Origin of the sequence: Ensifer adhaerens, from assembly GCF_028993555.1 — a bacterium.
Lineage (GTDB): Bacteria > Pseudomonadota > Alphaproteobacteria > Rhizobiales > Rhizobiaceae > Ensifer > Ensifer adhaerens_I.
This window is the reverse complement of sequence record NZ_CP118610.1, coordinates 3,824,757-3,849,079: the sequence shown is the minus strand read 5'-3', so window position 1 is coordinate 3,849,079 and position 24,323 is coordinate 3,824,757. Positions and strand designations below refer to the sequence as shown.

At 61.9% G+C, this 24,323-nt stretch carries 22 protein-coding genes and 2 pseudogenes; 5 read left to right on the top strand and 19 right to left on the bottom strand.

The annotated features are described in order from the left end of the window. Window positions 1-98 precede the first annotated feature (98 nt). The 7 genes from phaZ to PWG15_RS18510 all read right to left on the bottom strand — a co-directional run bounded on the left by phaZ (window position 99) and on the right by PWG15_RS18510 (window position 9,149). Window positions 99-1,373: a polyhydroxyalkanoate depolymerase gene (gene phaZ / locus PWG15_RS18540; protein WP_275022009.1), complete on the bottom strand. Its 1,275-nt coding sequence runs from the start codon at window positions 1,371-1,373 to the stop codon at window positions 99-101. Window positions 1,374-1,706: 333 nt separating this feature from the next. Next, the gene (locus PWG15_RS18535; RefSeq protein WP_275022007.1) at window positions 1,707-2,729 is read right to left on the bottom strand and encodes a zinc-binding alcohol dehydrogenase family protein; all 1,023 of its coding nucleotides are present in this window, start codon (window positions 2,727-2,729) and stop codon (window positions 1,707-1,709) included. Window positions 2,730-2,761: 32 nt separating this feature from the next. Then, window positions 2,762-3,739 (bottom strand): ABC transporter permease, encoded by a 978-nt coding sequence (locus PWG15_RS18530; RefSeq protein WP_275022006.1) that lies wholly within the window; start codon window positions 3,737-3,739, stop codon window positions 2,762-2,764. Window positions 3,740-3,779: 40 nt separating this feature from the next. Next, entirely contained in the window at window positions 3,780-5,333 is a 1,554-nt protein-coding gene (locus PWG15_RS18525) for a sugar ABC transporter ATP-binding protein (protein ID WP_275022004.1), read from the bottom strand. Between the two features lie 93 nt (window positions 5,334-5,426). Next, complete coding sequence (locus PWG15_RS18520; RefSeq protein WP_275022002.1) at window positions 5,427-6,416, bottom strand: ABC transporter substrate-binding protein; 990 nt, start codon at window positions 6,414-6,416, stop codon at window positions 5,427-5,429. Window positions 6,417-6,584: 168 nt separating this feature from the next. Beyond that, the gene (locus PWG15_RS18515; protein WP_275022001.1) at window positions 6,585-7,604 is read right to left on the bottom strand and encodes an aldo/keto reductase; all 1,020 of its coding nucleotides are present in this window, start codon (window positions 7,602-7,604) and stop codon (window positions 6,585-6,587) included. 39 nt (window positions 7,605-7,643) lie between these two features. Beyond that, complete coding sequence (locus PWG15_RS18510) at window positions 7,644-9,149, bottom strand: UxaA family hydrolase (protein ID WP_275022000.1); 1,506 nt, start codon at window positions 9,147-9,149, stop codon at window positions 7,644-7,646. A 223-nt stretch (window positions 9,150-9,372) separates the two neighbouring features. On the opposite strand from PWG15_RS18510, the gene PWG15_RS18505 reads away from it, so the two are divergent. Together PWG15_RS18505 and PWG15_RS18500 are read left to right on the top strand one after the other, a co-directional pair. Next, window positions 9,373-10,251, top strand: coding sequence for a GntR family transcriptional regulator (locus tag PWG15_RS18505; RefSeq protein ID WP_275021999.1), 879 nt, complete (start codon window positions 9,373-9,375; stop codon window positions 10,249-10,251). A 19-nt stretch (window positions 10,252-10,270) separates the two neighbouring features. Further along, window positions 10,271-11,359 (top strand): mannitol dehydrogenase family protein, encoded by a 1,089-nt coding sequence (locus tag PWG15_RS18500; protein ID WP_275021997.1) that lies wholly within the window; start codon window positions 10,271-10,273, stop codon window positions 11,357-11,359. Here PWG15_RS18500 and hpaI read toward each other — a convergent pair. Further along, complete coding sequence (gene hpaI / locus PWG15_RS18495) at window positions 11,353-12,159, bottom strand: 4-hydroxy-2-oxoheptanedioate aldolase (RefSeq protein WP_275021995.1); 807 nt, start codon at window positions 12,157-12,159, stop codon at window positions 11,353-11,355. The genes PWG15_RS18500 and hpaI overlap by 7 nt on opposite strands. Before the next feature lie 128 nt (window positions 12,160-12,287). Next, on the bottom strand, window positions 12,288-13,742 hold the full coding sequence (gene gabD, locus PWG15_RS18490; protein WP_275021994.1) for an NADP-dependent succinate-semialdehyde dehydrogenase: 1,455 nt from the start codon (window positions 13,740-13,742) through the stop codon (window positions 12,288-12,290). A gap of 255 nt (window positions 13,743-13,997) precedes the next feature. On the opposite strand from gabD, the gene PWG15_RS18485 reads away from it, so the two are divergent. After that, window positions 13,998-14,594 carry a nitroreductase family protein gene (locus PWG15_RS18485; protein ID WP_275021993.1) on the top strand — a complete coding sequence of 199 codons (597 nt, stop codon included), beginning with the start codon at window positions 13,998-14,000 and terminating at the stop codon, window positions 14,592-14,594. A 59-nt stretch (window positions 14,595-14,653) separates the two neighbouring features. Here the strand turns inward: PWG15_RS18485 and gyrB are convergent, their stop codons facing one another. From gyrB to PWG15_RS18460, 6 genes and pseudogenes are all read right to left on the bottom strand, one after another. Then, window positions 14,654-17,089, bottom strand: a complete 2,436-nt coding sequence (gyrB, locus tag PWG15_RS18480; protein ID WP_275021992.1) for a DNA topoisomerase (ATP-hydrolyzing) subunit B — start codon at window positions 17,087-17,089, stop codon at window positions 14,654-14,656. A 134-nt stretch (window positions 17,090-17,223) separates the two neighbouring features. Beyond that, window positions 17,224-17,601: a type II toxin-antitoxin system RelB family anti-toxin gene (locus PWG15_RS18475; protein WP_275021991.1), complete on the bottom strand. Its 378-nt coding sequence runs from the start codon at window positions 17,599-17,601 to the stop codon at window positions 17,224-17,226. After that, window positions 17,598-17,948: pseudogene (locus tag PWG15_RS36560) on the bottom strand (Smr/MutS family protein); the annotation flags it as partial. The pseudogene PWG15_RS36560 and the gene PWG15_RS18475, both read right to left, overlap by 4 nt. A 116-nt stretch (window positions 17,949-18,064) precedes the next feature. Next, window positions 18,065-18,164, bottom strand: a pseudogene (locus PWG15_RS36555) (Smr/MutS family protein); the annotation flags it as partial. Further along, entirely contained in the window at window positions 18,157-19,257 is a 1,101-nt protein-coding gene (gene mltA / locus PWG15_RS18465) for a murein transglycosylase A (RefSeq protein ID WP_275021989.1), read from the bottom strand. The gene mltA and the pseudogene PWG15_RS36555, both read right to left, overlap by 8 nt. A gap of 15 nt (window positions 19,258-19,272) precedes the next feature. Continuing rightward, a complete protein-coding gene (locus PWG15_RS18460) occupies window positions 19,273-19,977 on the bottom strand; it encodes a Tim44/TimA family putative adaptor protein (protein WP_275021988.1) in 705 nt (234 codons plus the stop codon). Window positions 19,978-20,188: 211 nt separating this feature from the next. On the opposite strand from PWG15_RS18460, the gene PWG15_RS18455 reads away from it, so the two are divergent. After that, the gene (locus PWG15_RS18455; RefSeq protein WP_275021986.1) at window positions 20,189-20,695 is read left to right on the top strand and encodes an FxsA family protein; all 507 of its coding nucleotides are present in this window, start codon (window positions 20,189-20,191) and stop codon (window positions 20,693-20,695) included. A 182-nt stretch (window positions 20,696-20,877) separates the two neighbouring features. Continuing rightward, complete coding sequence (gene secB, locus PWG15_RS18450; protein WP_275021984.1) at window positions 20,878-21,378, top strand: protein-export chaperone SecB; 501 nt, start codon at window positions 20,878-20,880, stop codon at window positions 21,376-21,378. 64 nt (window positions 21,379-21,442) lie between these two features. On the opposite strand, the gene dnaQ is transcribed toward secB, so the two are convergent. From dnaQ to PWG15_RS18430, 4 genes are read right to left on the bottom strand one after another with little or no spacing between them, the layout of a single operon-like run. Next, window positions 21,443-22,147, bottom strand: a complete 705-nt coding sequence (dnaQ, locus tag PWG15_RS18445; RefSeq protein ID WP_275021983.1) for a DNA polymerase III subunit epsilon — start codon at window positions 22,145-22,147, stop codon at window positions 21,443-21,445. Further along, on the bottom strand, window positions 22,140-22,742 hold the full coding sequence (gene coaE / locus PWG15_RS18440; protein WP_275021982.1) for a dephospho-CoA kinase: 603 nt from the start codon (window positions 22,740-22,742) through the stop codon (window positions 22,140-22,142). Before coaE ends, dnaQ begins: the two co-directional genes overlap by 8 nt. Further along, a complete protein-coding gene (locus tag PWG15_RS18435) occupies window positions 22,742-23,599 on the bottom strand; it encodes a shikimate dehydrogenase (protein ID WP_275021981.1) in 858 nt (285 codons plus the stop codon). The genes coaE and PWG15_RS18435 overlap by 1 nt, the downstream gene beginning before the upstream one ends. Further along, entirely contained in the window at window positions 23,592-24,191 is a 600-nt protein-coding gene (locus tag PWG15_RS18430) for a Maf-like protein (RefSeq protein WP_275024458.1), read from the bottom strand. Before PWG15_RS18430 ends, PWG15_RS18435 begins: the two co-directional genes overlap by 8 nt. Window positions 24,192-24,323 lie beyond the last annotated feature (132 nt).

The following is a 24,323-nucleotide window of genomic DNA, read 5'->3' as shown; positions in this document are numbered from 1 at the left end:
ACGATGTGGGAAGGCGCCCTTGGCTCTGCAAGGCGCCCTCCCCCCGGAATCGGACAAACCCTTGACTCTACGCGGTCAAAACGGCCGCGATAGTGAGGTCAGGCGGACTTGCCGCCCTTGATGAGTTGCTTCACCGGTTTTACGTGCCGCGAGTGCTCGCGGTGGAAAGCGACGATGCGCGGCGCGATTTCGCGGCGGAAGCGCGATCCGTTGAAGACACCGTAGTGGCCGACATCCGGCTGCATGTAATGCATGCGCATATGGTCGGGGATGTTGGTGCAGATCGTCTGCGCCGCCTTGGTCTGACCAACGCCGGAGATGTCGTCGTTCTCGCCTTCGACTGTCAGCAGCGCGACCTTCTTGATTGCCGTCGTATCGACGCGCTTGCCGCGGTGCATCATCTCGCCCTTCGGCAGAGCGTGCTGCATGAAGACCACCTGCACGGTCTGCAGATAGAATTCGGCGGTCAGGTCCATGACTGCGAGATATTCGTCGTAGAAGTCGCGATGCTTTTCGGCAGCGTCACCGTCGTTCTTCACCAGATGGGCGAAGAACTCCTTGTGGGCGATCAGGTGCCGATCGAGGTTCATCGACATGAAACCCGAGAGCTGAAGGAAGCCCGGATAGACCATGCGCATGAAGCCCGGCTGCGGCCACGGCACCGGCATGATGACATTATCGCGGAACCATTCGATCGGGCGCTGCTCGGCGAGCTGATTGACGCCGGTCGGATTGATGCGCGTGTCGATCGGCCCGCCCATCAGCGTCATCGTCGCCGGCGACAGCGGGTCATCAGTCGCCTCCATCAGGGCGACGGCGGCGAGCACCGGCACCGCCGGCTGACAGACGCCGATCACATGCGTGTTCGGGCCCAGGAAGTGCAGCATCTGGATGACGTAGTCGATGTAATCATCGAGATCGAAAGTGCCCTCGCTGAGCGGCACCATGCGCGCGTCGATCCAGTCGGTGATGTAGATGTCGGAATGCGGCAGCAGCGCTTCCACCGTGCCGCGCAGCAGCGTCGCGTAGTGGCCGGACATCGGCGCGACGATCAGAACCTTCGGATCGGCGGCACGTCCCTTGGGCAAGGCGCGCTCGAAATGGATGAGATTGCAGAAGGGTGCGCGCCAGACGATGCGTTCGTAGACGGAGACGGACGTGCCGTCGACCTCGGTCGCGGGAAGCCCGAACTCCGGTTTGCCATAGCGGCGGGTGGAGCGCTCGAACACCTCGAGCCCGGCGGCGGCCGCACGACCGAAATAGGTGTGCGAGACCGGATTCATCGGATTGCTGAAGGCAAGCCGCATGGCATCGGCGGCCGTACGCCACGGCGCCATCATTGCATGGTTCAATTCATAGAGCTGGTAGAACATGGGAAGCGTACCCCTTGGTTCAATCGACGACAACGCCGCTCCCGGTCGGACGCAAGCTTGCGATTGTTTGTCTTGGTGTCCGCAATCGCTGCCAGACTACCACTTTTCTTGTGCAGTGCAACAAATATACCCGTCTCACCTCGATACAAGGCCTCAGGCCAGAATGAATCTGGATTCCTGACGATTTGCAAACGAGCTTGTCCGAAACTGGCGGTTTTCCGCTATTTTCGTGTGTTGAAAACCGATGCCGGGTCTTTTCAAGGAGAAAATGACGGCTCCGAAGAGCGAAAGCCGTGTGCGGCCTCTGCGGCAATGCAGCAAAGCTGCCATCGCTCATATCGCCGCGACCTTGATGATTGCCTTGACCAGGCCCGACTTTTCCTCCGCCCATCGCGGAAGATCGGCGACCGCGCCTTCCAGCGTCGTGCGGTGGGTGATCAGCGCCTCGACCGGCACGAGACCGGAAGCAATCGATGCAACGACATGATCAAAGTCCCCGCGGGTCGCATTGCGGCTGCCGATCAAGGTCATCTCGCGTTTATGGAACTCCGGATCGGAGAAGCGTATCTCGTCCTTGACGACGCTGACGAAGACCAGCGTGCCACCATGGGCGACATAGGCGAAGGCGGACTGCATCGAGCCACTATACCCGGTGGCATCGAAGACGACGTCGAAGCCGTCGCCCCCCGTCGCTTCGGCTACGCGTGAGGCCAAATCGGCGCCCGCGACGATGCCATTGGCGAAACCGAGCTTCTCGGCGGCAAAGTTCAGCCGTTCGTCGCTGGTGTCAACGAGCGTCACCTGATGGCCGGCTATGCGCGAGAAGATCGCGGTGCCGAGGCCAATCGGCCCTGCACCGATGACCAGCGCTCGTGCCCCCGCATCCGTACATGCTCGGCGCACCGCATGGGCACCGATCGCCAGGAATTCGACCGTCGCCGCAGCTTCGGCAGACAGACCGTGCGCCGGATAAAGATTACCCTCGGGCACGACGATCTCTTCGCAAAAGGCACCGTCGGTGTGCACGCCGAGAACCTTGATGGCGGTGCAGCAGTTCGGCTTGCCCTTTCGGCAGGCAACGCAGGTACCGCAGGAGAGATAGGGGTTGACCACGACGGGAGTACCGGGCGCGATCTCCGTGCCGCGGCCACCGGAAATGACCGTTGCGGAGATCTCGTGGCCCATGACGCGGGGATATTCGAGGAACGGATGTTTGCCGGCCAAGATATGATAGTCGGTGCCGCAAATGCCGACATGGCTGACGGATAGATGCACCCAACCGTCAGGCACGTCCTTAGCCGGTGAACGGTCAACGACCTCCAGGCGGCCGGGTTCGAGGCAGAGCACGGCTTTCATGGCAGTTCTCACAGAATGTTCGGTGGCAGCGCCTAGCGGGCGCTGCGGCGCCGGAGTTGATCGAAATAGACGATGACGATGATCAGCACGCCGGTGATGATGCGCTGCCAGAACGAGTTGACGTTGAGGAGATTGGCGCCGTTGTTGATCGTCGCGAGGATGAACGCGCCGAGCAAAGGCCCGTGCACTGAGCCAACGGCACCGAACAGGCTGGTGCCGCCGATGACCGACGAAGCGATCGCCTGCAACTCCCAGCCCTCGGCTTGCGTGGCGTTGCCGATACCGATGCGCGAGGCGAGCAAGAGGCCGACGAAGGCGGCGCAGGTCGAGGAGAGGATATAGGCAAGATAGATGGTGCGGTGAACGTTGACGCCGGAGAGGCGCGCCGCTTCGCTGTTGGAGCCGACGGCGAAGAGGTAACGACCGAAGCGGCTCAAGTGCAGAAAGACATAGGCGGGGATCGCCACCACGATCACCATCCAGAACAGGCTCGGCACGCCGAGGAAATCGGAGCGCGAGAAATTGGTAAAGGCCTCGTTGGTGATCGAGATCGTCGAACCGTTGGTGATCAACAGGCCGATGCCGCGCAACGAAGTGAGGGTTGCAAGCGTGATGATGAAGGGTGGCAGCCCCATGCGCACGATGCCGAAGGCGTGGAAGGCACCGATCAGCACACCGAAGGCAAGCGTCAGGAGGATGGCGGCCCAGAGCGGTACGCCGGCGGCAAGCAGCCAGGCGACGATGACGCTGGTGAAGCCGACCACGGCACCGACCGACAGATCGATGCCGGCGGTGATGATGACGAAGGTCTGGCCGACCGCAAGGATCGCGGTCATCGCGCCCTGGCGCAGCAGGTTGCTGATGTTGTTGGGCGTCCAGAAACTGTTGGTGGCGAGGCCCAGCAGCAGCCAGAGGAACAGAAGCAGCCCCAGCAGGGTGAGGCCGAACAGAATGCTCACGCCCTTGCGTGGCGCCGCACTGGCGCCGCTCTCCACCGTTTCCGCACTCATCGTCTTCCTCCCTGCATCCCTCAAGTTTCTTTTTGTGAGCTCAAACGCCGATCGCCTGCGTCAGCACTTCCTCGTGGCTTGCGGCGCGATAGTCGTGGCTGGCAACCAGCCGGCCGCGCCGGAACACGTGCAATCTGTCCGCAAGCTCGTAGACTTCAGGCAGATAGGACGAGATCAGGATGATGCCCGCCCCCTTCTCCAGAAGCCGCGCAAACAGCCTGTAGATTTCCGCCTTGGTACCCACATCGACGCCAACGGTCGGCTCGTCGAAGATGAACAACTTGGCACCGTGACTCAGCCACTTGCCGATAACGATCTTCTGCTGGTTGCCTCCGGACATGGCCGACGCCAGCACCCGTCGCGACGGCGTCTTGATCTTCAGATCGCGGATCTGCCGGTCGGCATTCTCCCGCTCCTGCTGGCCGTTGATCGTCATGCCACGCGTCAGTCGATTGAAGACCGGCAGGTTGATGTTGAGCCCGATCGGCAGATTGAGGCACAGGCCCTGGTCGCGACGGCTTTCCGGCGCGAGCGCGATGCCGAGATCCATGGCGACACGTTCGCTGGCGATATCCACCTTGCGCCCCTGCCAGTAGACCTCGCCTGCACTCGGACGGTGGCGGCCGTAGAGACCGAGCGCAAACTCGCTGCGCCCTGCGCCGATCAGCCCGTAGAGGCCGACGATCTCGCCGGCCCGAACGGTCAGCGACACATCCTGGAAACCGGGGCCACTGAGACCGCGCGTTTCGACGATCACCTCGCCGGGCGGAAAATGCTCCTTGTGGTAGATCTGCTCGATCGTGCGGTTGATCATCAACGCGATCAATTCCGCCTCGTTCGTTTCGCCGATCTTGCGGGTGCCGACATGGGTGCCGTCGCGCAGAACAGAAACGCGGTCGGCAAGCTCGAAGACTTCCTCCATGCGGTGGCTAATATAGACGATGGTCACACCTTCAGCCTGGAGCCTGCGGATCAGCCGGAAGAGCTGGGCCGACTCCTGTCGGGTAAGGTAGGCCGTAGGCTCGTCGAAGATCAGGAACTGCGTGCCCCGCATCGCGGCGCGTGCCGTGGCGACCAATTGTTGCTGGCCGATGGTGAGACTGCCGAGAACGGCACCGGCGGGCAGATTGAAGCCAAGGTCATCGAGGACACGTTGCGCCGCATCGGTCATGGCGCGCTTGCGCATCAGGCCGTTGCGATTGATCTCGTCGCCGAGAAACATGTTGGCCGCCACAGTCAGGTGGGCGCAGAGCACGACCTCCTGGTGCACGGCGTTGATGCCGCGTTCGATCGCCTCCTGGGGCGTGCCGAGCTGAACGGGTTTACCACACCAGAAGATTTCACCGGATGTGCGCTTGATGACGCCGGTCAGAAGCTTGATCAGCGTCGACTTGCCGGCACCGTTCTCGCCGACGATCGCGTGAATTTCGCCAGAGAGAAAGGTTAACGACGCCGGCTTCAGGGCCTCCACGGCGCCGTACTTCTTTTGCAGGGCGCGCAGTTCCAGGATCGGCTCGCCTTTGGGCACCGGATGACGCGTCGCCACCTGCAGGCCCTCGGTCCTGATGTCGCGCGCCTCTTGCAACTCGGTCATCTGCGCATTCCTCCCATCGCAGAGATCGCTTGCGGCCGGTCCTCGTTCCGGCCGCAAGCGGGTGCGGCGGGCAGGAGCCCGCCGCGGCCGTCGTTACTTGACCTTCGGGTTCAAGAGAGCGTCGATCTTCGGTTCGGCCATGTTGGCCTTGGTCACCAGATTGGCACCGGTATCGACATTCGCCTCAACCTTATCACCCTTGGAGACGGCCAGCGCCGTCTTCACGCCATCATAGCCCATGCGATAGGGATCCTGAACGACGAGCCCCGCGAGAACGCCTTCCTTGAGGAAGCCGACGGTCTTGTCGTCGCTGTCGAAGCCGATCACCTTGATCTTGTCGCCGAGCTTGTTTTCGGCAATCGCCTGGCCCACACCCTGCGCCATGATCAGGTTGGACGCAAACACACCGACAAGATTGGGATTGGCGGTGATCAGGTCGGTCATGATGTTAAGGCCGGTGGTCGCCTGACCGTCGGCATATTTGTCGACGACAACCTTGAAGCCCGGGTACTTGGTCTTGACCTGATCGAGGAAGCCTTCGCGGCGCTGGTCGAGCGAGCCGACACCCGGAAGGCTGGTGATGATCGCAATCTCACCCTCTTCCTTGCCGCTCATTTCCTTGACCGCTGCAGCAAGTCCGTCGGCAGCGATGCGGCCGCCCTGGACGTTGTCGGTGGTCAGGAACGAGGAGAAGGCCTTTGAGTCGGCGCCAGAGTCGATGCCGATGATCGGGACGGCCTTGGCCGCTTCATCGATCGGCTTGCCGAGCGCCTTGAATTCCGTCGGCGAGATGACGACAGCAGCTGGAGCGCCGGCGACCGCGTTTTCGAGAATGCTGATCTGGCCGTTGATATCGGACTCGGACTGGGCGCCGAGTTCGGGTACATTGACCCCGAGGTCCTTGCCGGCGGCGCGCGCGCCGGCCAGCACGATCTGCCAGTAGAAGGACGTGGTGTCCTTGACGATGATCGGGATCGTCACGTCCTGCGCGAAGGATGCGACCGGCGACATGCCGGCGATCATCGCGGCACCGGCCAGGGCGGTGAAGGCACGACGGGTAAGGCTGCTTTTCAGAATGCTCATCCCAGGTTTCTCCTCTCAGTGCACCGTGTTCCACTTCTTGGAGATCGATCGCAGGTGCTGGCTTATCGACCTTTTATCGATAAAAAACATATCGGAATGCTAGTACGACAATTCCGGCTTGGCAAGCGGCCGAAACACCATTTCAGGCCGCAAGGCGAGGGCCGCCCGTTAAACTCGTACCGGCTCGTCCCCGAGCACTGGCGCGACCAGCGTAAACGGTTCAAAAGCCGCGAAATCGGCCGCGGAAAACCGGTGTTCAGCGAGCGCCATGTTGCGCGTCAGGCTTCCCGGCTTGGCGGTGCCGAGCAGCACGGAGGCGACCATCGGATGGCTCAGCGGAAACTGCATGGCCGGCGCGGCAAGCGGCACGTTCATTCGGCGCGCAACCGCGTCCATGGCAGCGACCTTTTGCCGGATATCTTCCGTTGCCGGCATGTAGTCGAAATGCGCGCCCTCGACAGGACCCGTTGCCAAAATTCCCGAGTTGAAAACCCCGCCGACGACAAGCGATGTCTGCTTCCTTTCACAAAGCGGCAGCAGTTCGGCGACGGCCGAGCGGTCGAGCAGCGTGTAGCGGCCGGCCAGCAGGATGCAGTCGATATCGGCCCGGCGCACAACCTCGAGACAGACGGGAACCTCGTTCACGCCGAGACCATAGGCGGCGATCGCGCCCGACGATTTGAGTTCCTCGAGCGCCTTCAGTCCGCCATCCAGCAACTGTCTGAGATAGACGGCATTGCGGGCGGCGCCGTGGGTATATACGCCGATATCGTGCACATAGAGAATGTCGATGCGATTGAGCCCGAGCCGGGCATAGCTGAACTCGACCGAGCGCATGATGCCGTCATAGCTGTAGTCGTAGGCGACATCGAAATTGAGCGGCTTCACATAGGAGTAGTCAGGCACCTTGTCTTCGGGCACCGGGTGCAGAAGACGGCCAACCTTGGTGGAAAGTACGAACTGATCGCGCGGCTTGTCACGCAGGAAGTCGCCGACGCGACGCTCGGCAAGCCCGAGACCGTAATAGGGCGCCACGTCGAAGTAGCGCAGGCCCGCCTCCCAGGCAGCGTCCAGGGTCGCGATGGCCGCGTCGCGGGTGCACTCCCGGTAGAGGCCACCGAGGCCGGCGGCACCGAAGCTGAATTCGGTCACCGATAGGCCGGTTCGACCGATCCGTCTCGTCTGCATTCCCCGTCTCCTCCTCCAAGGATGTCAGTCGTTGCAAAGTTAGAGCGTCGCTCCCAGATGCCAGGGCACGAACTCATTGTCGCCGTAGCCGAAAAGCTCGCTCTTGGTCTTGCGGCCAGAGGCGGTCTCGACGATCAGGTCGAAGATCTCCCGGCCAAGCCCGGCAATGCTCGCCTCCCCCGAAGCGATCACGCCGCAATCGATGTCCATGTCCTCTTCCATCGCCCGAAACAGCGCCGTGTTGCTGGTGAGCTTGATCGACGGCGCCGGCCGACAGCCGAAGCAACTGCCGCGACCGGTGGTAAAGGCAATGACGTTGGCGCCGCCGGCGACCTGGCCGGTGGCCGACACCGGGTCGTAGCCGGGCGTATCCATGAAAACGAGCCCGTGCTCGGTCACACGCTCGGCATAGCGATAGACGGCGTTGAGCGGCGAGCGGCCGCCCTTGGCGACAGCGCCGAGCGACTTTTCAAGAATAGTCGTCAAACCGCCGCGTTTGTTGCCCGGCGAAGGATTGTTGTCGAGCGATGCACCATGCATCGCCACATAGTTCTCCCACCAGGCAATCAGGCCGTCGAGTTTCACCGCGACGGCCTCATTGATCGCCCGGCTGCGCAGCAGATGCTCGGCGCCATAGATTTCCGAGGTCTCCGAGAGGATTGCGGTGCCGCCGGCTGCCGCAAGGATATCGACGGCGGCGCCGAGCGCCGGATTGGCGGTGATACCCGAAAGCCCATCCGACCCGCCGCATTGCAAGCCGACGATGATCTCGCTCACCGGGATTGCAACACGGCGCTCCTTGCCGACTTCGGCGGCGATTTCCTCGAGAATGCCGAGGGCTTTTTCCACCGAACGGCGGGAGCCGCCGGCTTCCTGGATGTTGAAATGCCGTTTTTCGGCGCCGGCGCCGCTCTGGCCATAGAGCGTCAGTTGATTGACCTCGCAACCGAGGCCCACCATCAGCACACCGCCGAAATTGGCATGGCGGGCGTAGCCGGCGAGCGTTCGGTGCAGGTTGGCCATGCCGTCGCCGGTCGACGACATGCCGCAGCCCTGATCGTGCACGATCGGCACGAAACCATCGATGCCCTCGTACTTCGGCAGGATGCGACGGTTTGCCTCCTCGGCAATGGCGCGGCAGACGGTGGTGGAACAGTTCACGCTGGCGACAACACCAATGTAGTTTCGGGTCGCAGCGCGCCCGTCACCGCGCCGATAGCCCATGAAGGTGCGCGCCTTGTCGGCATCGCTTGCCGCTTCCGGCGTTCCCTGCGGTCCGATTGCCAGGCGATCCCGGTCGAAGGCGAGGTTGTGGGAGTGCACATGGTCGCCCGGCGCGATATCGGCGGTCGCCCGCCCGATCGCCTGGGCGTATTTGACGACCGGTTCACCGGCGTGAATGGGGCGGATCGCAACCTTGTGGCCGGCATCGACCTTCGCTGCAGCGCGAGCGCCGTTCGGCAAGGCTTCACCGGCGGCAATCGCCAATGTCGCCACGACGACGTTGTCCTCCGGTGCGAGCAGGATGGTGGACGGCGCTGACACCAATTTCTCCGTGATTGTTATTTCGCTGTTCTGTCTTTTATCTACAATAGACAGATTTCCGTCAATGGGTATTATAACGAAAACATCAGCGACGCCGCCGGGCCAACGACCGGGGTGAACGGGAGGAACAGATGTTGACGACAGACGGAGACAAAACCGGATCGCCGCGATAGAGGAGCGTCCCTGACAAGCGCAGACAATTTCGAACCGGCCGGATCTTGCCATGGCAAAACAGAACACCGTCTTCAAGGATGCCTATAACCGCTGCCTGAAGCTTCTGGCGGAAACATCCTCGCTGCCCTCCGAGCCGGAACTCGGGCAGGTGCTCGGCGTCAGCCGGACGACGGTGCGCGCGATCCTCAGCCGCTTCGAAGAGGTGCAGCTGATCGCCTGGGACAAACGCAAGAAGAACGTGCTGCGGCAGCCCCGCCCAGACGACTACTTTCCAACGGAAGAGACCGATTCACTCGCCGAGATCATCGAGCGCAGCTTCATGCGCCGGATTCTCGCCGGCGGCGCCGAGCCCGGCATGCAGATCAACGAACTCGAACTGGCGCGCGAGATCGGTACCGGCACGACCAGCGTGCGCGAGTTCCTGATCCGTTTCAGTCGTTTCGGCCTGATCGAAAAGCGGCCAAACAGCCACTGGGTCCTGAAGGGCTTCACCCGCGAGTTCGCGCTGGAACTGACGGAAGTGCGCGAGATGTTCGAGCTGCGCTCGGCCGCACGTTTCGTTTCCCTTCCGGACGATCACCCAGCCTGGAAGGAGCTCAGGGAAATCGAGACCCTGCACCGGGAAATTCTTGCCGATATCGATAACCGCTACCGGGATTTCTCTGAGTTGGACGAGCAATTCCACCTGCTGGTGCACAAGGCATCCAGCAACCGCTTCATCGTCGATTTCTACGATATCATCGCGATCGTCTTCCACTATCACTACCAGTGGAACAAGACGAATGCCCGCCAGCGCAACGCCCGCGCGCTGGAAGAGCACCTCGCCTATATCGAAGCCTTGCGCTCGCACGACCCCGCCAAGGCCGAACAGGCCTGCCGCCGGCACCTCCAGTCCGCGCGCGAGACCTTGCTTCAATCCATTCCATAGCGAGCCATCGGAGCCAGAGATGACGACGCCGATCGTGCAATTCGGAACGAGCCGTTTCCTTCAGGCCCATGCCGATCTCTTCGTCGGCGAGGCGCTGAAAACAGGTCAGGCGCTTGGGCCTCTCACCGTGGTGCAGACGACCGGGTCCAGCGAGCGTTCCGGACGTCTCGCGGCGCTTGCTCGCCCCGAGGGCTTTCCCGTCATCATCCGTGGCATCCAGGGCGGGAAACGGATCGACACAACGCAACGGGTGACCAGCGTGGCGCGGGCGCTTTCGACCGCTGAAAACTGGAGCGAGGTCCAGGCGATTGTCGCCGAGGAAGCCGAGATCCTGATCTCCAATACCGGTGATACGGGTTTCCGGGTCGGCGACGACGACCTGACAACGGACGTTCCCCGCTCCTTTCCCGGCAAGCTGCTGCTGCTTTTGAAGTCGCGCTTCGAAGCGGGTGGGCGTGCGCTGACGATCCTTCCCTGCGAACTCGTGTCACGCAACGGTGACGTGTTGAAGGCGCTGATGCTGGAACTCGCGGCGGCGCGAGTCAAAGACGCCACTTTCACGAACTGGCTGGACACGGGTGTCGTCTGGGCAAATACGCTCGTAGACCGCATCGTCTCCGAGCCCCTGGAGCCCGCCGGCGCGGTTGCCGAACCCTATGCGCTCTGGGCGATCGAAAACCAGCCCGGTCTTCGCTCACCCTGCACCCATCCGTGTGTAAAGCTCGTGGATGACCTGACGCCCTACGAGAAGCTGAAGCTTCACATCCTCAATCTCGGCCACACCGTTCTGGCCGATCTCTGGCTCAAGGAAGGCCGAGACCCGAATGAGACTGTGCGGGAGATCCTGGCCGACGCCGGCGTCGCAGCGCGACTGGACCACATCTATCAAACCGAAGTGATCCCCGCTTTCGCTGCAAAGGGCCTGGAGAGCGAAGCGTTAGACTATGTCGCCGCCACACTGGAACGCTTCAGAAACCCGTTCCTCAACCACCGCCTAAGCGATATCGCCAACCACCACAGCGATAAGATAGAGCGACGGATCGCGGACTTCCGGCGCTGGAGCCCGGACACACCGATGCCCCAGCTCTCGGCGATTTCCGATCAGTAGCCGGATTCCTGCTTCTTTTGTACTGGAGCCGCCTCGCCGAGGAATTCCTGGCGCAGGGCCGTCGTCGCCCGCACCAACGAAGTGACATCGGTGCCGATCGCCATGAAGTCGGCGCCCATGTCGCGGTAGTCACGCGCCTGCTCCAGATCAAGCGTCATGATACCCCTCGCCTTGCCCGCACGCTTGATACGCTCGAACGCGTCGGCGATGGCCGCCCGCACGTCCGGATGGCCGGGCTTGCCGAGATAACCCATGTCGGCCGCCAGGTCTGATGGGCCGATGAAGAGACCGTCGACGCCGTCGAGCGCGGCAATTTCGTCGATCGCGGCAAGGCCGGCGCGGCTTTCGATCTGAAGGATCAGGCAGATTTCGTCGCCCGCTGTCTGCAGATAGTCGCCGATGCGGCCGAACTGAGAAGCACGGCCGAGGGCCGCACCGACGCCGCGAACGCCATGGGGCGGATAGCGGGTGGCGCGGACCAGCTGCCGCGCCTGCTCCAGGCTCTCGACCATCGGGATCAGTAGGGTCTGAACGCCGGTGTCGAGGATCTGCTTGATCAGCACGGTATCGCCGACCGGCAGACGAACCATCGGGTGGCTTGCCGACGCTGCGATGGCACGAAACTGCGCCGACAGCAGCGGGATATCATTCGGAGCATGCTCGCCATCAATCAGCAGCCAGTCGTAACCGCTACCGGACACCACTTCCGCCGCGTAGGGGCTGGCAAGCGCCACCCAGAGCCCGAGCTGGAAACGGTTTTCGCGCAGAGCTGCCTTGAAAGGGTTCTTTGGTGCCGGCATGGCCATCTCCTCCTGCATTGCGACGGGACCGGCGACATGTCTCAATCCCGCACTCACGAGGTTCTACCGGCAAAGAAAAAAACCGGCCAGAGCTTTCCGGCCGGTTTTCGCGATTGGGTTACCGTATCTTACGCAACGCCGCCGAGGCAGACGTATTTGATCTCGGTGAACTCCTCGATGCCGTAGCGCGAGCCCTCGCGGCCGAGGCCCGAGAGCTTGACACCGCCGAACGGTGCCTCCGCCGTCGAGATCAGACCGGTGTTGACCCCGACCATGCCGTATTCCAGCGCTTCGGCCACCCGGAACACCCGAGCAAGCTCCTTGGCGTAGAAGTAGGAGGCGAGACCGAATTCGGTGTCGTTTGCCTGCGCGATCACGTCCGATTCATCCTTGAAGCGGAAGAGCGGCGCCACCGGGCCGAAGGTTTCCTCGCGCGCGACCGCCATCGCCTGGGTGACATCGGCCAGAACCGTCGCCTCGTAGAAGGTGCCGCCAAGCGCATGACGCTTGCCGCCCTGGATGACGCGTGCACCCTTCGACGTCGCGTCGGCAATGTGCTCTTCCACCTTCTCCAGTGCCGCCTTGTCGATCAGCGGGCCGAGGATGACGCCCTCGTCGACGCCATTGCCGATCTTCAGCTTGGCGACCGCCTTGGCGAGTTTGTCGGCAAAGGCGTCATAGACCTTGTCCTGCACATAGATGCGGTTGGCGCACACACAGGTCTGGCCATTGTTGCGGAACTTGGCGATCAGCGCGCCTTCGACTGCCGCATCGAGATCGGCATCGTCAAAGACGATGAACGGCGCATTGCCGCCAAGCTCGAGACCGAGCTTCTTGATGGTGGCCGCACTCTGGCGGTAGAGCTCGGCGCCGACTTCGGTCGAGCCGGTGAAGGTCAGCTTGCGCACGACGGGGTTGGAGGTCATCTCGGCGCCGATCTCGCGGGCCGAGCCGGTGATGACGCTGAACAGGCCCTTGGGCAGGCCGGCGCGCTCGGCAAGGATGGCGATCGCGATCGCCGAGAACGGCGTCTGGGCCGCAGGCTTCAGCACCATGGCGCAACCGGCGGCAAAAGCCGGGCCGGCCTTGCGGGTGATCATCGCATTGGGGAAGTTCCACGGCGTGATCGCCGCGACGACGCCGATCGGCTGCTTCATCACCAGGATGCGCTTGTCGGGCTGGTGGCCGGGAATCAGGTCACCATAGAGACGACGCGCCTCTTCGGCGAACCACTCGACAAAGCTTGCGCCATAGACGATTTCGCCGGTGGCTTCCGCCAGCGGCTTGCCCTGCTCCAGCGTCAGGATGCGGCCAAGGTCCTCCTTGTTCTCGATCATCAGCTCGAACCAGCGGCGCAGCACGCCGGCGCGGTCCTTGGCGGTGCGGGCAGCCCAGCCCTTCTGGGCGATACGTGCCGCCTCGATCGCCGCCTTGGTTTCCCTGGCGCCGAGCTTCGGCACCCGGCCGATGATCTCGCCAGTCGCGGGGTTGTTCACCTCGATCGCGTTGGCCGCGTCCGCCTCGATCCACTCGCCACCGACAAGCGCTGCCTGGCGAAACAATGATGGGTCTTTAAACGACATGATCCGTCCTCTCTCGAAATCTACAGAACTTATACAACTTTTTTCTTGGAAACGGCAATGACCCACGCGACCGTTTCTGCACTTTCCTGGCGCGCGTCGCGTATCGACCGCGCTCGCGTTTCCGTGTGCCCACCCGGTTCCATCCGCTTCCGCCCTCATGTAGCGTCCGAAACGAATCGAGCCATAGGCGCAGGCGACGGATCAGGCGCCGAAGATCGGCCGAGGATTTAGCGAGCACATAGAAGAGGCATGTCCATGACGGCGACCGACAACAGAAAAGCCGATCACCCCATTGATGCGATGTTTATCGAGAGGTGGTCTCCCCGTGCCTTCACCAGCGAAGAAATCGAGGAAAGCACGCTGCTATCCTTCTTCGAAGCGGCCCGGTGGGCGCCTTCTGCGAGCAACCGCCAGCCCTGGCGGTTCGTCTATGCCCGTCGGGGCACCGAACATTTTCCCGTGCTGCTCGATATTCTCGATGAAGGCAACCAGCGCTGGGCGAAGAATGCCGCGGCACTTCTGATCGTCATTTCAAGGACCCATAACGCGGCACAAAGCGGTGAGATGCGGCACGCCTATACCCACGCCTTCGACACGGGCTCTGCCTGGTACAGCCTCGCTTTGCAGGCGTCGCTTGCGGGCTGGCATACCCATGGCATGGCCGGCATCGATCGCGACAAGGCGATGCGCGTTCTGAACGTTCCCGAGCATCACCGGGTCGAGGCCGCAGTTGCAATCGGCCGGCTTGCCGATCCCTCGACACTTCCGGACGACCTGCGTGCACGCGAAATCCCGAGCCAGCGCAAGCCGGTCAGCGAGTTCGCCTTCGAAGGCCAGTTCAAGGGCGAATAACCAAAAATCCCGGTGCCGCGAGGCACCGGGATCCCAAGTGGTCAAGATATCCGAATAGATCAGATGTCGAGGTTGGCGACGCTCAGGGCGTTTTCCTGGATAAAGTCGCGACGCGGTTCGACCTCGTCGCCCATCAGGCGCGAGAACAGGCCGTCGGCATCGGTGGCGTCGGTGACGCGGACCTGCAGCAGCGAGCGGACGTTCGGATCGAGCGTCGTTTCCCAGAGCTGCTCGGCATTCATTTCGCCCAGACCCTTGTAGCGCTGCATCGAGAGACCCTTGCGGCCGGCGGCGAAGATCGCATCGAGAAGCGCACGCGGTCCGCTGATTTCCTGCGTACCGTCGCGGCGGCGCAGGGCCGGCGGAGCGGCATAGACTTCCTTGAGCTTGGCGCTGAGCTGGTCGATGTAGCGGGCATCAGACGAGCCGATCAGCGCCATGTCGAGTACCGCGACTTCCTTGACGCCGCGCACCATGCGCTCGAGGCGGAGACCACCTTCTGAAGTGACCGCACCGCTCCAGCCGCGTTCGGTTTCCTCGGCAATGACATCGAGGCGACGGGCAACCTCAGCGGCGATCGCCTCGTAGGCGTCGCGCTGGCCGTTGAGTTCGACATTCAGCGCACCGGCAATCGCCGCCTGTTCGACGATCGCGCGGTTGTAGCGCGAGTGAAGGCCGTTCATGAGATTGCGCAGGCGGAGCGCATCGTTGATGACTTCGCGCAGATCCTGGCCGGCGCGCACTTCGCCCGACTCCAGCTCCAGCGCGGCTTCTTCCAGACCCATCGTGATCAGATAGTCTTCCAGTGCCTGCTCGTTCTTCAGGTACTGGGCCGACTTGCCGCGCGTCACCTTGTAGAGCGGCGGCTGGGCGATATAGAGATGTCCGCGCTCGATCAGTTCCGGCATCTGGCGGAAGAAGAAGGTGAGCAGCAGGGTGCGGATATGGGCGCCGTCGACGTCGGCGTCCGTCATGATGATGATCTTGTGGTAGCGCAACTTGTCGGCGTTGAACTCGTCCTTGCCGATCGAGGTGCCGAGTGCGGTGATCAGCGTGCCGATTTCCTGGCTCGACAGCATCTTGTCGAAGCGCGCGCGTTCGACGTTGAGGATCTTGCCGCGCAGCGGTAGGATCGCCTGGTTTTCGCGCGAGCGGCCCTGCTTGGCAGAACCGCCTGCCGAGTCACCTTCCACCAGGAAGAGTTCGGACTTGGCCGGGTCGCGCTCGGAGCAGTCGGCAAGCTTTCCAGGCAGAGACGAGATATCGAGCGCACCCTTGCGGCGCGTCAGTTCGCGTGCCTTGCGGGCGGCTTCGCGGGCGGCGGCCGCTTCGACCACCTTGCCGACGAGGATCTTGGCCTCGGTCGGATGCTCCTCGAACCAGGTGCTCAGCGCTTCGTTGACGAGGCTTTCGACAACCGGGCGCACTTCCGAGGAAACGAGCTTGTCCTTCGTCTGCGACGAGAACTTCGGATCCGGAACCTTGACCGAAAGAACGGCCGTCAGGCCTTCGCGGCAGTCTTCGCCCTGCAGTGAGATCTTTTCCTTCTTCGTGATGCCGGAGGAATCCGCATAGGAGGTGACCTGCCGGGTCAATGCGGCGCGGAAGCCCGCCATATGGGTGCCGCCGTCACGTTGCGGGATGTTGTTGGTAAAGCAGAGCACGTTTTCGTGGTAGCTGTCGTTCCACCACATGGCCACTTCGACGGTGATGCCATCCTTTTCGCCGCGAATGGCAACCGGCTTATGAACCAAAGGCTTCTTTGCCCGGTCGAGATAGGCAACGAAGGCCTCGAGGCCACCTTCATACATCAACTCGTCCTGACGGATATCGGAATGGCGCTTGTCCGTCAGCATGATGTGGACGCCGGAATTGAGGAAGGCAAGTTCGCGCAACCGGTGTTCCAGCGTCGAATAGTCGAATTCGGTCTTGGAGAAGGTCTCGCCGCTCGGCAGGAACGTTACCTCGGTGCCGGTCTCGCCACCTGCCTCGCCGGTCACGGCGAGCGGGCTATCGGCAACACCGTGGGTAAAGCTCATCTCGTGGATCTTGCCGGCGCGGCGGATCTTCAGCTTCAACGAAACGGAAAGCGCGTTGACCACGGATACGCCAACGCCGTGCAGACCGCCGGAAACCTTGTAGGAGTTCTGGTCGAACTTACCGCCGGCATGCAGCTGGGTCATGATGACCTCTGCGGCCGAGACGCCCTCTTCCTTATGGATATCGGTCGGGATGCCGCGGCCGTTGTCGGTCACCGTCACCGACCCATCCGGATTGAGCGTCACCGTGACGATGTCCGCATGGCCCGCCAGTGCCTCGTCGATCGCGTTGTCGACGACCTCGTAGACCATGTGGTGCAGACCGGAACCATCGTCGGTGTCGCCGATATACATGCCCGGCCGCTTGCGCACGGCATCCAGGCCCTTCAGCACCTTGATGGAATCGGCACCATATTCGGCGCTGGCGCCGGTTTCGGTCTCAGGATTGTCGGTCATTCAGCTACGGGTCTTTCCAGGTTCTTCGGACAGGGTGATTCGTTGCGAATCACGTCTCGGACGCCTCGTGGACTATAGAAAATTTGTCCACGGTTCCAAATCCCGACCGCGAGGCAGCAGCCGGAAACAGGCATTCATCCCCTGTCATTATCAGGAAATGTGGCTTTTTCCAAAACATCTTCCAGGGCGCGGATCGTCTCGGGCGACAAAGTGCGGATTTGTTCGCTGAGCCGGTTGGCAAATGCCGTGTGCTCCGGCGTCAGGCCTGACGTGTCCAGTACGACTCTCGGCGTGGAGACGTTGGCGATACGGAACAATTCCTCCGCCTCATCCCAGATGACGTTGAAGTAGCCAGCCACCCGCTGGAGAAAATCGAAACTAGGGGCACCGCGCTTTCCGTGTTCGAGGGCTGAGAGATAGGCGGCCGAAACGTTGATCGCCGCCGCCATCTGTTTCTGCGACACGCCCTTCCTGCGCCTCAGTTCGCGCAGCGCCTCGCCGAAGGGCGTCATATCGTGCTTCCCCTCACGCGCGCCAGGCGGACATAGAGAGCACCCTCGCCACCATGGTTGCGAGCGGCCTGCTCGTAGGATGAGATCAGCGGCCGGAACTCGGGCAGGGAAAACCAGAGCGGTACCGCCCGCTTCAAGGCACCGTCGCTGCCAAACGAGGTGCCCTTGCCGGTGATGACAAGCACATGGCGCAGCCCGCGCTCGTGCGCCCTCAAGAGAAACTGCAACAGCAGGCCATGCGCTTCGCTCTGGATCATGCCATGCAGGTCGATGCGCGCTTCAAGCGTCAGGCGCCCCTTGGCGAGCTTGCGCTTGACCGGCTTCTCGAGCGGATGATGCAGTTTCTCGCCCGCCTTCTTCGTCAGCGCGATGCCCGTCTGTTCGACGGCGTCCGTCGATTTCTGCTGCGGCTTGGCCTTCGGTTCTTCCTGCGCTTTCGGCTGCTCGTCCTCGGCCAACATGCCCATCAGGTCGTCGAGCCGACCTGGCATCGGTCTCGTGGAGCGGGTAACCTTGCCCCAGAGAATGCGGTCCTCGGACGAGAGCTTCTTTTCCTTAGGCATGGCCGTATCGTGCCGCGGCCGCCTTGGGAACGAAAACATAGAAGTCAGCCGGATTGCGAACCGCCCCGGCCCGTTCGCCCGCCTCGAAGCCGGAACCGGTGAAGATGTCACCGCGCGCAGGCCCGACGATCGCCGAACCCGTATCGAGCGCCAGCATCAGGCGCTGGAAGGGCTTGCCTTCGTCCAGGCGTGTCAGGCTCTCGCTTGCGATGTAGAAAGGCACACCGAAGGTGTGGATCAGGCGATCCACCGCCAGGGAACGGCCGGGCTCGAGCGAGACCTTTGCAGCGGCGATCGGGCCCAGTTGTTCGTCCTCGACCGCAGCCTCGCGGAAGAAGATAAACGACCTGTTGTGCCAGAGAACCTCATCGACGTCGTCCGGATGTGCCTCCAGCCAGTCTCGAATGCTCATCATCGAGACGGTCGCGGCATCGATCTTGCCGCGTTCGATCAGTAGCTTGCCGACGGCAGAGAAATAGTGGCCGGTCTTGGCGGCATAGGTCACGCGACGGCGCGAACCATCCGGGAACAGGAGCCGCGCCGCGCCCTGGACATGAACAAAGAAAACTTCGACCTTGGATTTCGCATAGGCGATCTCCAGGCCGCGGCCGGCAAGGTAGCCCTGCTCGATTGCCCGCCTGTCCGGATATTCGCTGATCCGTCCATCTTCGGAACGACCAAAGGCGAAATAGGGATCCATCCCATCGGGCCGGTTGGTATCGTCGATGTCAACCAGATCCGCAGGGCGTCGATAGAGCGGATAGCGATAGATCTCGTCCGCTTCGGTGCGAACCTCGATTTCCGGTTCATAGAAGGCGGTGACAAAGCCGGAACCGGCTTCCGGTTTGATCCGGAACGGTACGAAGTGCTTCTCGAAGAAGGCCCGCGCGCCGCCAGCCGTGCCGACTTCCGCTGAGGAAGCCGAAAAGGCCGGCATCAAATCATCGACAGAGATCCCCATCGATCCGGTACGATAGGGCTTGATCGCCACGTGCTTCAGACAGCGGCGCATCGCCTCTATCACCTTGGTCGGGTCGTCATCCCGCCAGCCCGGAAGATCGTCGAAACTGACGGGGTCAAGTTGAAAGGACATTGTCGCCACGTCCGCTCAATTTTCGGATTCGGTGGCGATCAGCTTCCAGTTCGGATCCCGCGAACGGATGTCGCGCGCAAAGGTCCAGAGGTCGTTGACCTCGGCAACCGACTCGGCATCGCCGTCGATCATGCCACCCTGCTTGTCATAGGTCGCCGAAATCAGCTGGCTGACGATACGGACCGTAATGTTCTCTTCGCTGTCCTTCACTTCGGCGTGAATGATATCAGCCTTGTCGATGCCGACGAAGGTGGACTTGACGACTTCGCCCTTGCGCTCACGATCGGTGATCGCCGCGTCGAAGCCTTCATAGACCTCGCGGGACAACAGGTTCTTCAGCGTCTTGCGGTCACCATCGGCAAAGGCCATGACGATCATCTCGTAGGCCATCTTGGCGCCGTTGACGAATTCCTTGGGATCGAAGCTCGGATCAGCGTCGCTCAGCGCCCGAAGCTGGGTGTTCAGCGTTGTGCCGGCCTTGGCGAAGGCATCGATCGATTCGTAGCGCCCCGCTTCTTCGTCCGCGTTCTCGCGTCGCGGCAATTGCACCACCTTGCCCTTGTCGCCGTTTTCCGGCCCCTGGCTCATGTCACGCGGCGAATATGGATCGAATGGCGGCCGTTCGCTTCCTGTCCGGCGGCCCAAAACGCTGCGCAGTTGCAGGAAAATGACCACCGCGGCGATCAGGAAAAAAAACGTGATGAAGTCAAAAGAGCCCATTTCCACCCGGAACCGCTGTTAGAATTTCTCGTGGTTATTCCATATAGTCCGCAAGAATAGATCATTCAAATGGCGATGTCGCACCCTTACAGCGCCGAACGCCTTTTAAGACGCACAAAGGCCGCTGTGGCGCTTTAGAGTTGCTGCATGTCTTTGCCCTTAATCCGGAGACGTTTTAAGGGAACACCAGGTTCCATTTTCGGGCAGATTGATGCGTTCATTTCTTATTCCCCTTGTCATCTTCGGGCTTCCGCTCGCCGAGATCGCCGGTTTCGTCGTCGTTGGCCGAGAGATCGGACTTTTGATGACGCTGCTTCTGGTGCTTGCAAGCGCATTTGTGGGTGTGATCCTGCTCCGAGTCCAGGGATTTACCGTCATCCGCAGGATGCAGGATGCCACCCGCACCGGCAGTGACCCGGGTCGCGAGGTGATCGGCGGCGCCTTGCTGTTCGTCGCGGCGATCCTGCTCGTCGTACCGGGCTTCGTAAGCGACGTGATCGGTCTCCTCCTGTTTCTGCCCTTTGTCCGAAATGCGGCTGCCGCCTATCTGCGCAAGAGGATGACGATCGTGACTGCGGCATCCGGGGCAAATTGGTACCCGCAGGACGACCCGCGGCAGCCACGACCCTCGACGCGCGTCATCGACCTTAACGAAGGCGAATTCTCGCGGGCGGACGATGAGGATCCGCCGCAAGGTGGGGATCGCGACCGCCCCTAGACGAGCAACGTTTGGCGGAATGCGCAGACGGCACTCTGTCGCCCACATTCCGGAGCATAATCCTGGCTTGGCGATTTGGAGCAAAGGTACGCGCATCCGGCCGAAAGCGCCGGGTCCGCAGGGTTGTAAGCCCTAGGCCGAAATGCTAGATGGCCTCACCGAATTGATGTCGAGGAACCCTTATGACGACTGATACCGCATCCAATGGCAACGGCAGCGCGCAGAGCCCGTCGCTGAACATCCTCGCCCAGTATATCAAGGACCTTTCCTTCGAGAACCCGGGCGCACCGCGTTCGCTGCAGGCTCGTGACAAGGCGCCGTCGATCAACATCAACGTCAATGTCAACGCCAATCCGCTCGCAGAGAACGATTTTGACGTCGTTCTGTCGCTGAACGCCGAAGCCAAGGACGGCGACCGCGTTCTCTTCAACGTCGAGCTCGCCTATGGCGGCGTCTTCCGCGTTGCTGGCTTCCCGCAGGAGCACATGCTGCCGCTGCTCTTCATCGAGTGCCCCCGCCTGCTGTTCCCGTTCGCGCGCCAGATCGTTGCCGACGCGACCCGCAACGGTGGCTTCCCGCCGCTGATGATCGACCCGATCGACTTTGCGCAGATGTTCGCGCAGCGCATGGCCGAAGAAAAGGTCCGTGCCCAGGTTTCGAATTCGAACGAAACCGCGAACTGATCGAAATTCAGGACGCTGAAACAATGAAGCCCGGCTCGCGCCGGGCTTTTTTGATGCCTGATTGTTATTCCTGGGGTTCGTATTTCGCCCAGATCGCCTTGGAGCCGATCTTGGCAATCAGCGCAGCGTGAGCCGCAAGGTCGTCCTCCGACAGCCGGCTCGGCAGCGGACGCGGGCGCTGGCCGATGACGATCGGCGCATCGTCGAGCTCGATCGACTGTCCCGCCGATTTGGTCGAGACAAGGCCAAGCGCCGCCTGCCGACCACCGATCATCTCGATATAGACTTCGGCCAGCAGTTCGGAGTCGAGAAGAGCGCCGTGCTTTGCGCGGTGCGAGTTGTCGATGCCGTAACGACGGCAAAGCGCATCGAGCGAGTTCGGTCCCATCGGATGCTTGCGGCGAGCGAGCGCCAGTGTGTCCGTCACCCGATCGATGGCGATCGGCGGCAGTCCCAGACGTGCGAACTCGGCGTTGACGAAGCCCATGTCAAAGGTGGCGTTGTGCGCGACCCAGCGCGCGTCGCCGAAGAAATCGAGGATCTCATCAACGACATCGGCGAAGGGCGGTTTGTCCTTCAGGAAGTCGTCGGTGATCCCGTGGATGGCGAGCGCGTCCGGGTGAACCTTGCGATTGCCGGGATTGATGAAGATATGCAGCGTACGGCCGGTCGGAAACTGGTTCTCGAGCTCGACGCCACCGATTTCGATCACCCGGTCCTCGCGATTGTCGAGGCCCGTTGTTTCCGTATCGAAGATGATCTCACGCATCCGCGTCTCCGTTGCTGGCTGCGAGTACATCGACGACGGCCTTTACCTGGCCGCGGGTGACGTCGAAACTGTCGCTGGTATCGATGATGTAGTCGGCGCGTTTACGCTTTTCGCTGTCCGGCACCTGCCGCGCAAGGATCATCGCGAGTTTTTCCTCGGTCATTCCGGGGCGTTTCAGTGCTCTTTCGCGCTGAAGATCGGCCGAGCACGTCACCACGGCGACACGATCGACCCTTTTTTCCGCGCCCGTTTCAAACAGCAGCGGAATATCCAGGACGACAAAAGGCGAGCCCGCGGCCAAGTTCTTCGCCAGGAACTCCTGCTCCTTTTTGCGCACGAGCGGATGAACGATCGCTTCGAGTTCGGGCAGCCGCCCCGGCGCTACCATGAGCTGGCGCGACAGTTCGGCCCGGTCAACCTGACCGTCTTTCACTGTTCCGGGAAAGGCCGCCTCGACCGGCGCAACCGCTTCGCCGCGATAAAGCTCATGCACGACCTCGTCGGCATCGTTCACCGGAACGCCGAAGTCACGGAACATCTGGGCCGTCGTCGACTTGCCCATGGCGATCGATCCCGTGAGCCCAAGGATAATCATCAGTGTCTTTCCATGTCATCGATGATGAGCTGTCGAAGCGTGGCATCGACCGTCGGCCGACAGCCGAACCAGAGTTCGAAACCGGGCACGGCTTGGTGCAGAAGCATGCCCAAGCCGTCGACGATCGCAAAACCCTGCGCCTCTGCCTGAGCAAGGATCGGCGTCTTCAGGGGAACATAGACGATATCCGTGACGACAGCGCCGGAAGCCATGATGCCGAAATCGATCGCCGGCGCCTCGCTGCCATCCATGCCAAGCGATGTGGTGTTGATGAACAGGCCTGCGCCCGTCATCACATCTTTGAGCGCGCCCATCGGATGCGCTTCGACCGACGGGCCGAAACGATCCGCGAGTTCCTTCGCCCTGTCGACCGTGCGATTGACAACATGGATCGTCTTGATGCCACGATCACGGACGGCCTGGATGATGGCGCGGCTGGCACCGCCGGCGCCGAGGATGACCGCGGTCGACGTCTTGTCCCAGCCGGCCGCCCGCTCATCGAGATTGGCAACGAAGCCGCGGCCGTCGGTGTTGGTAGCGTGCACCTCTCCTTCTCTGAGCCATAGCGTATTGGCGGCGCCGAGTTCCTGGCTTAGCTCATCTGGCCGATCCGCCAGACGACAGGCGAGCTCCTTGTGCGGGATGGTGACATTGCCGCCGCAGAAGCCGGACGTTCCATTCTTGAGGCCTTCGATGAAGGCGGAGAAATCTTCCGGCCTGACCTCATGTGCGCGATAGCTGCCGGGCAGACCGAGCTGTTTCAGCCAATAGCCGTGGATGAGCGGTGACCGGGAATGCTTGATCGGGTAACCGGTGACGAAGGCGTGGTTAACAAATGTTTCACGTGAATCACGCATCGATCGTTCCCAGTTCACGAAGTTTGGCGAGCAGCGGCAGCATCGGAAGACCGAGGATGGTGAAGTAGTCACCCTCGATCCTTTCGAAGAGCTGGATGCCTTCGCCCTCCAGCTGATAGGCGCCGACGCTCGAAAGCGCCTTTTCGCCAACACGCTGCAGGTGGCGCTCGACAAAACCTGCAGTCAGCGGCCGCACGCTCATGTGGGCGGAAGAAACATGTCGCCAGACGACCTCTTCACCACGCAAGAGGACGATGGCGCTGTTCAAGCGATGGGTCTTGCCGGACAGCGACAGCAGGTGCTGCGCCGCTTCCGCCATATCCCTTGGCTTATGATAGACCCTTGTGTCCAAGGACATGGTCTGATCCGAGCCGATCACCAGCACGTCGCCGAAATGCCTGACGACATCGCGCGCCTTTGCTTCTGCCAGCGCCAGCGCCACGGTTTCGGGTGCAGCACCGGCGTCTTCGAGCGGCTTTTCCAGCGCGCGTTCATCGATCTTGGCTGCCTTCGCCTCGAACACGAGGCCGGCATTCTCCAGGAGCGCACGCCGAAACGGGCTTGCCGAGGCCAGGACGAGTGAAGGTAACATCATGCAGGTTCCCGTAATGTTCGAATCGGGTCTATCACGTGATTTGGGGTCGGCTCGACCCAAATCGTAAACGTGATCGATTCTTTTAAGTGAGAGCGGGATGACGGGGCGGAAAACCGCAAGCGCTTTTCC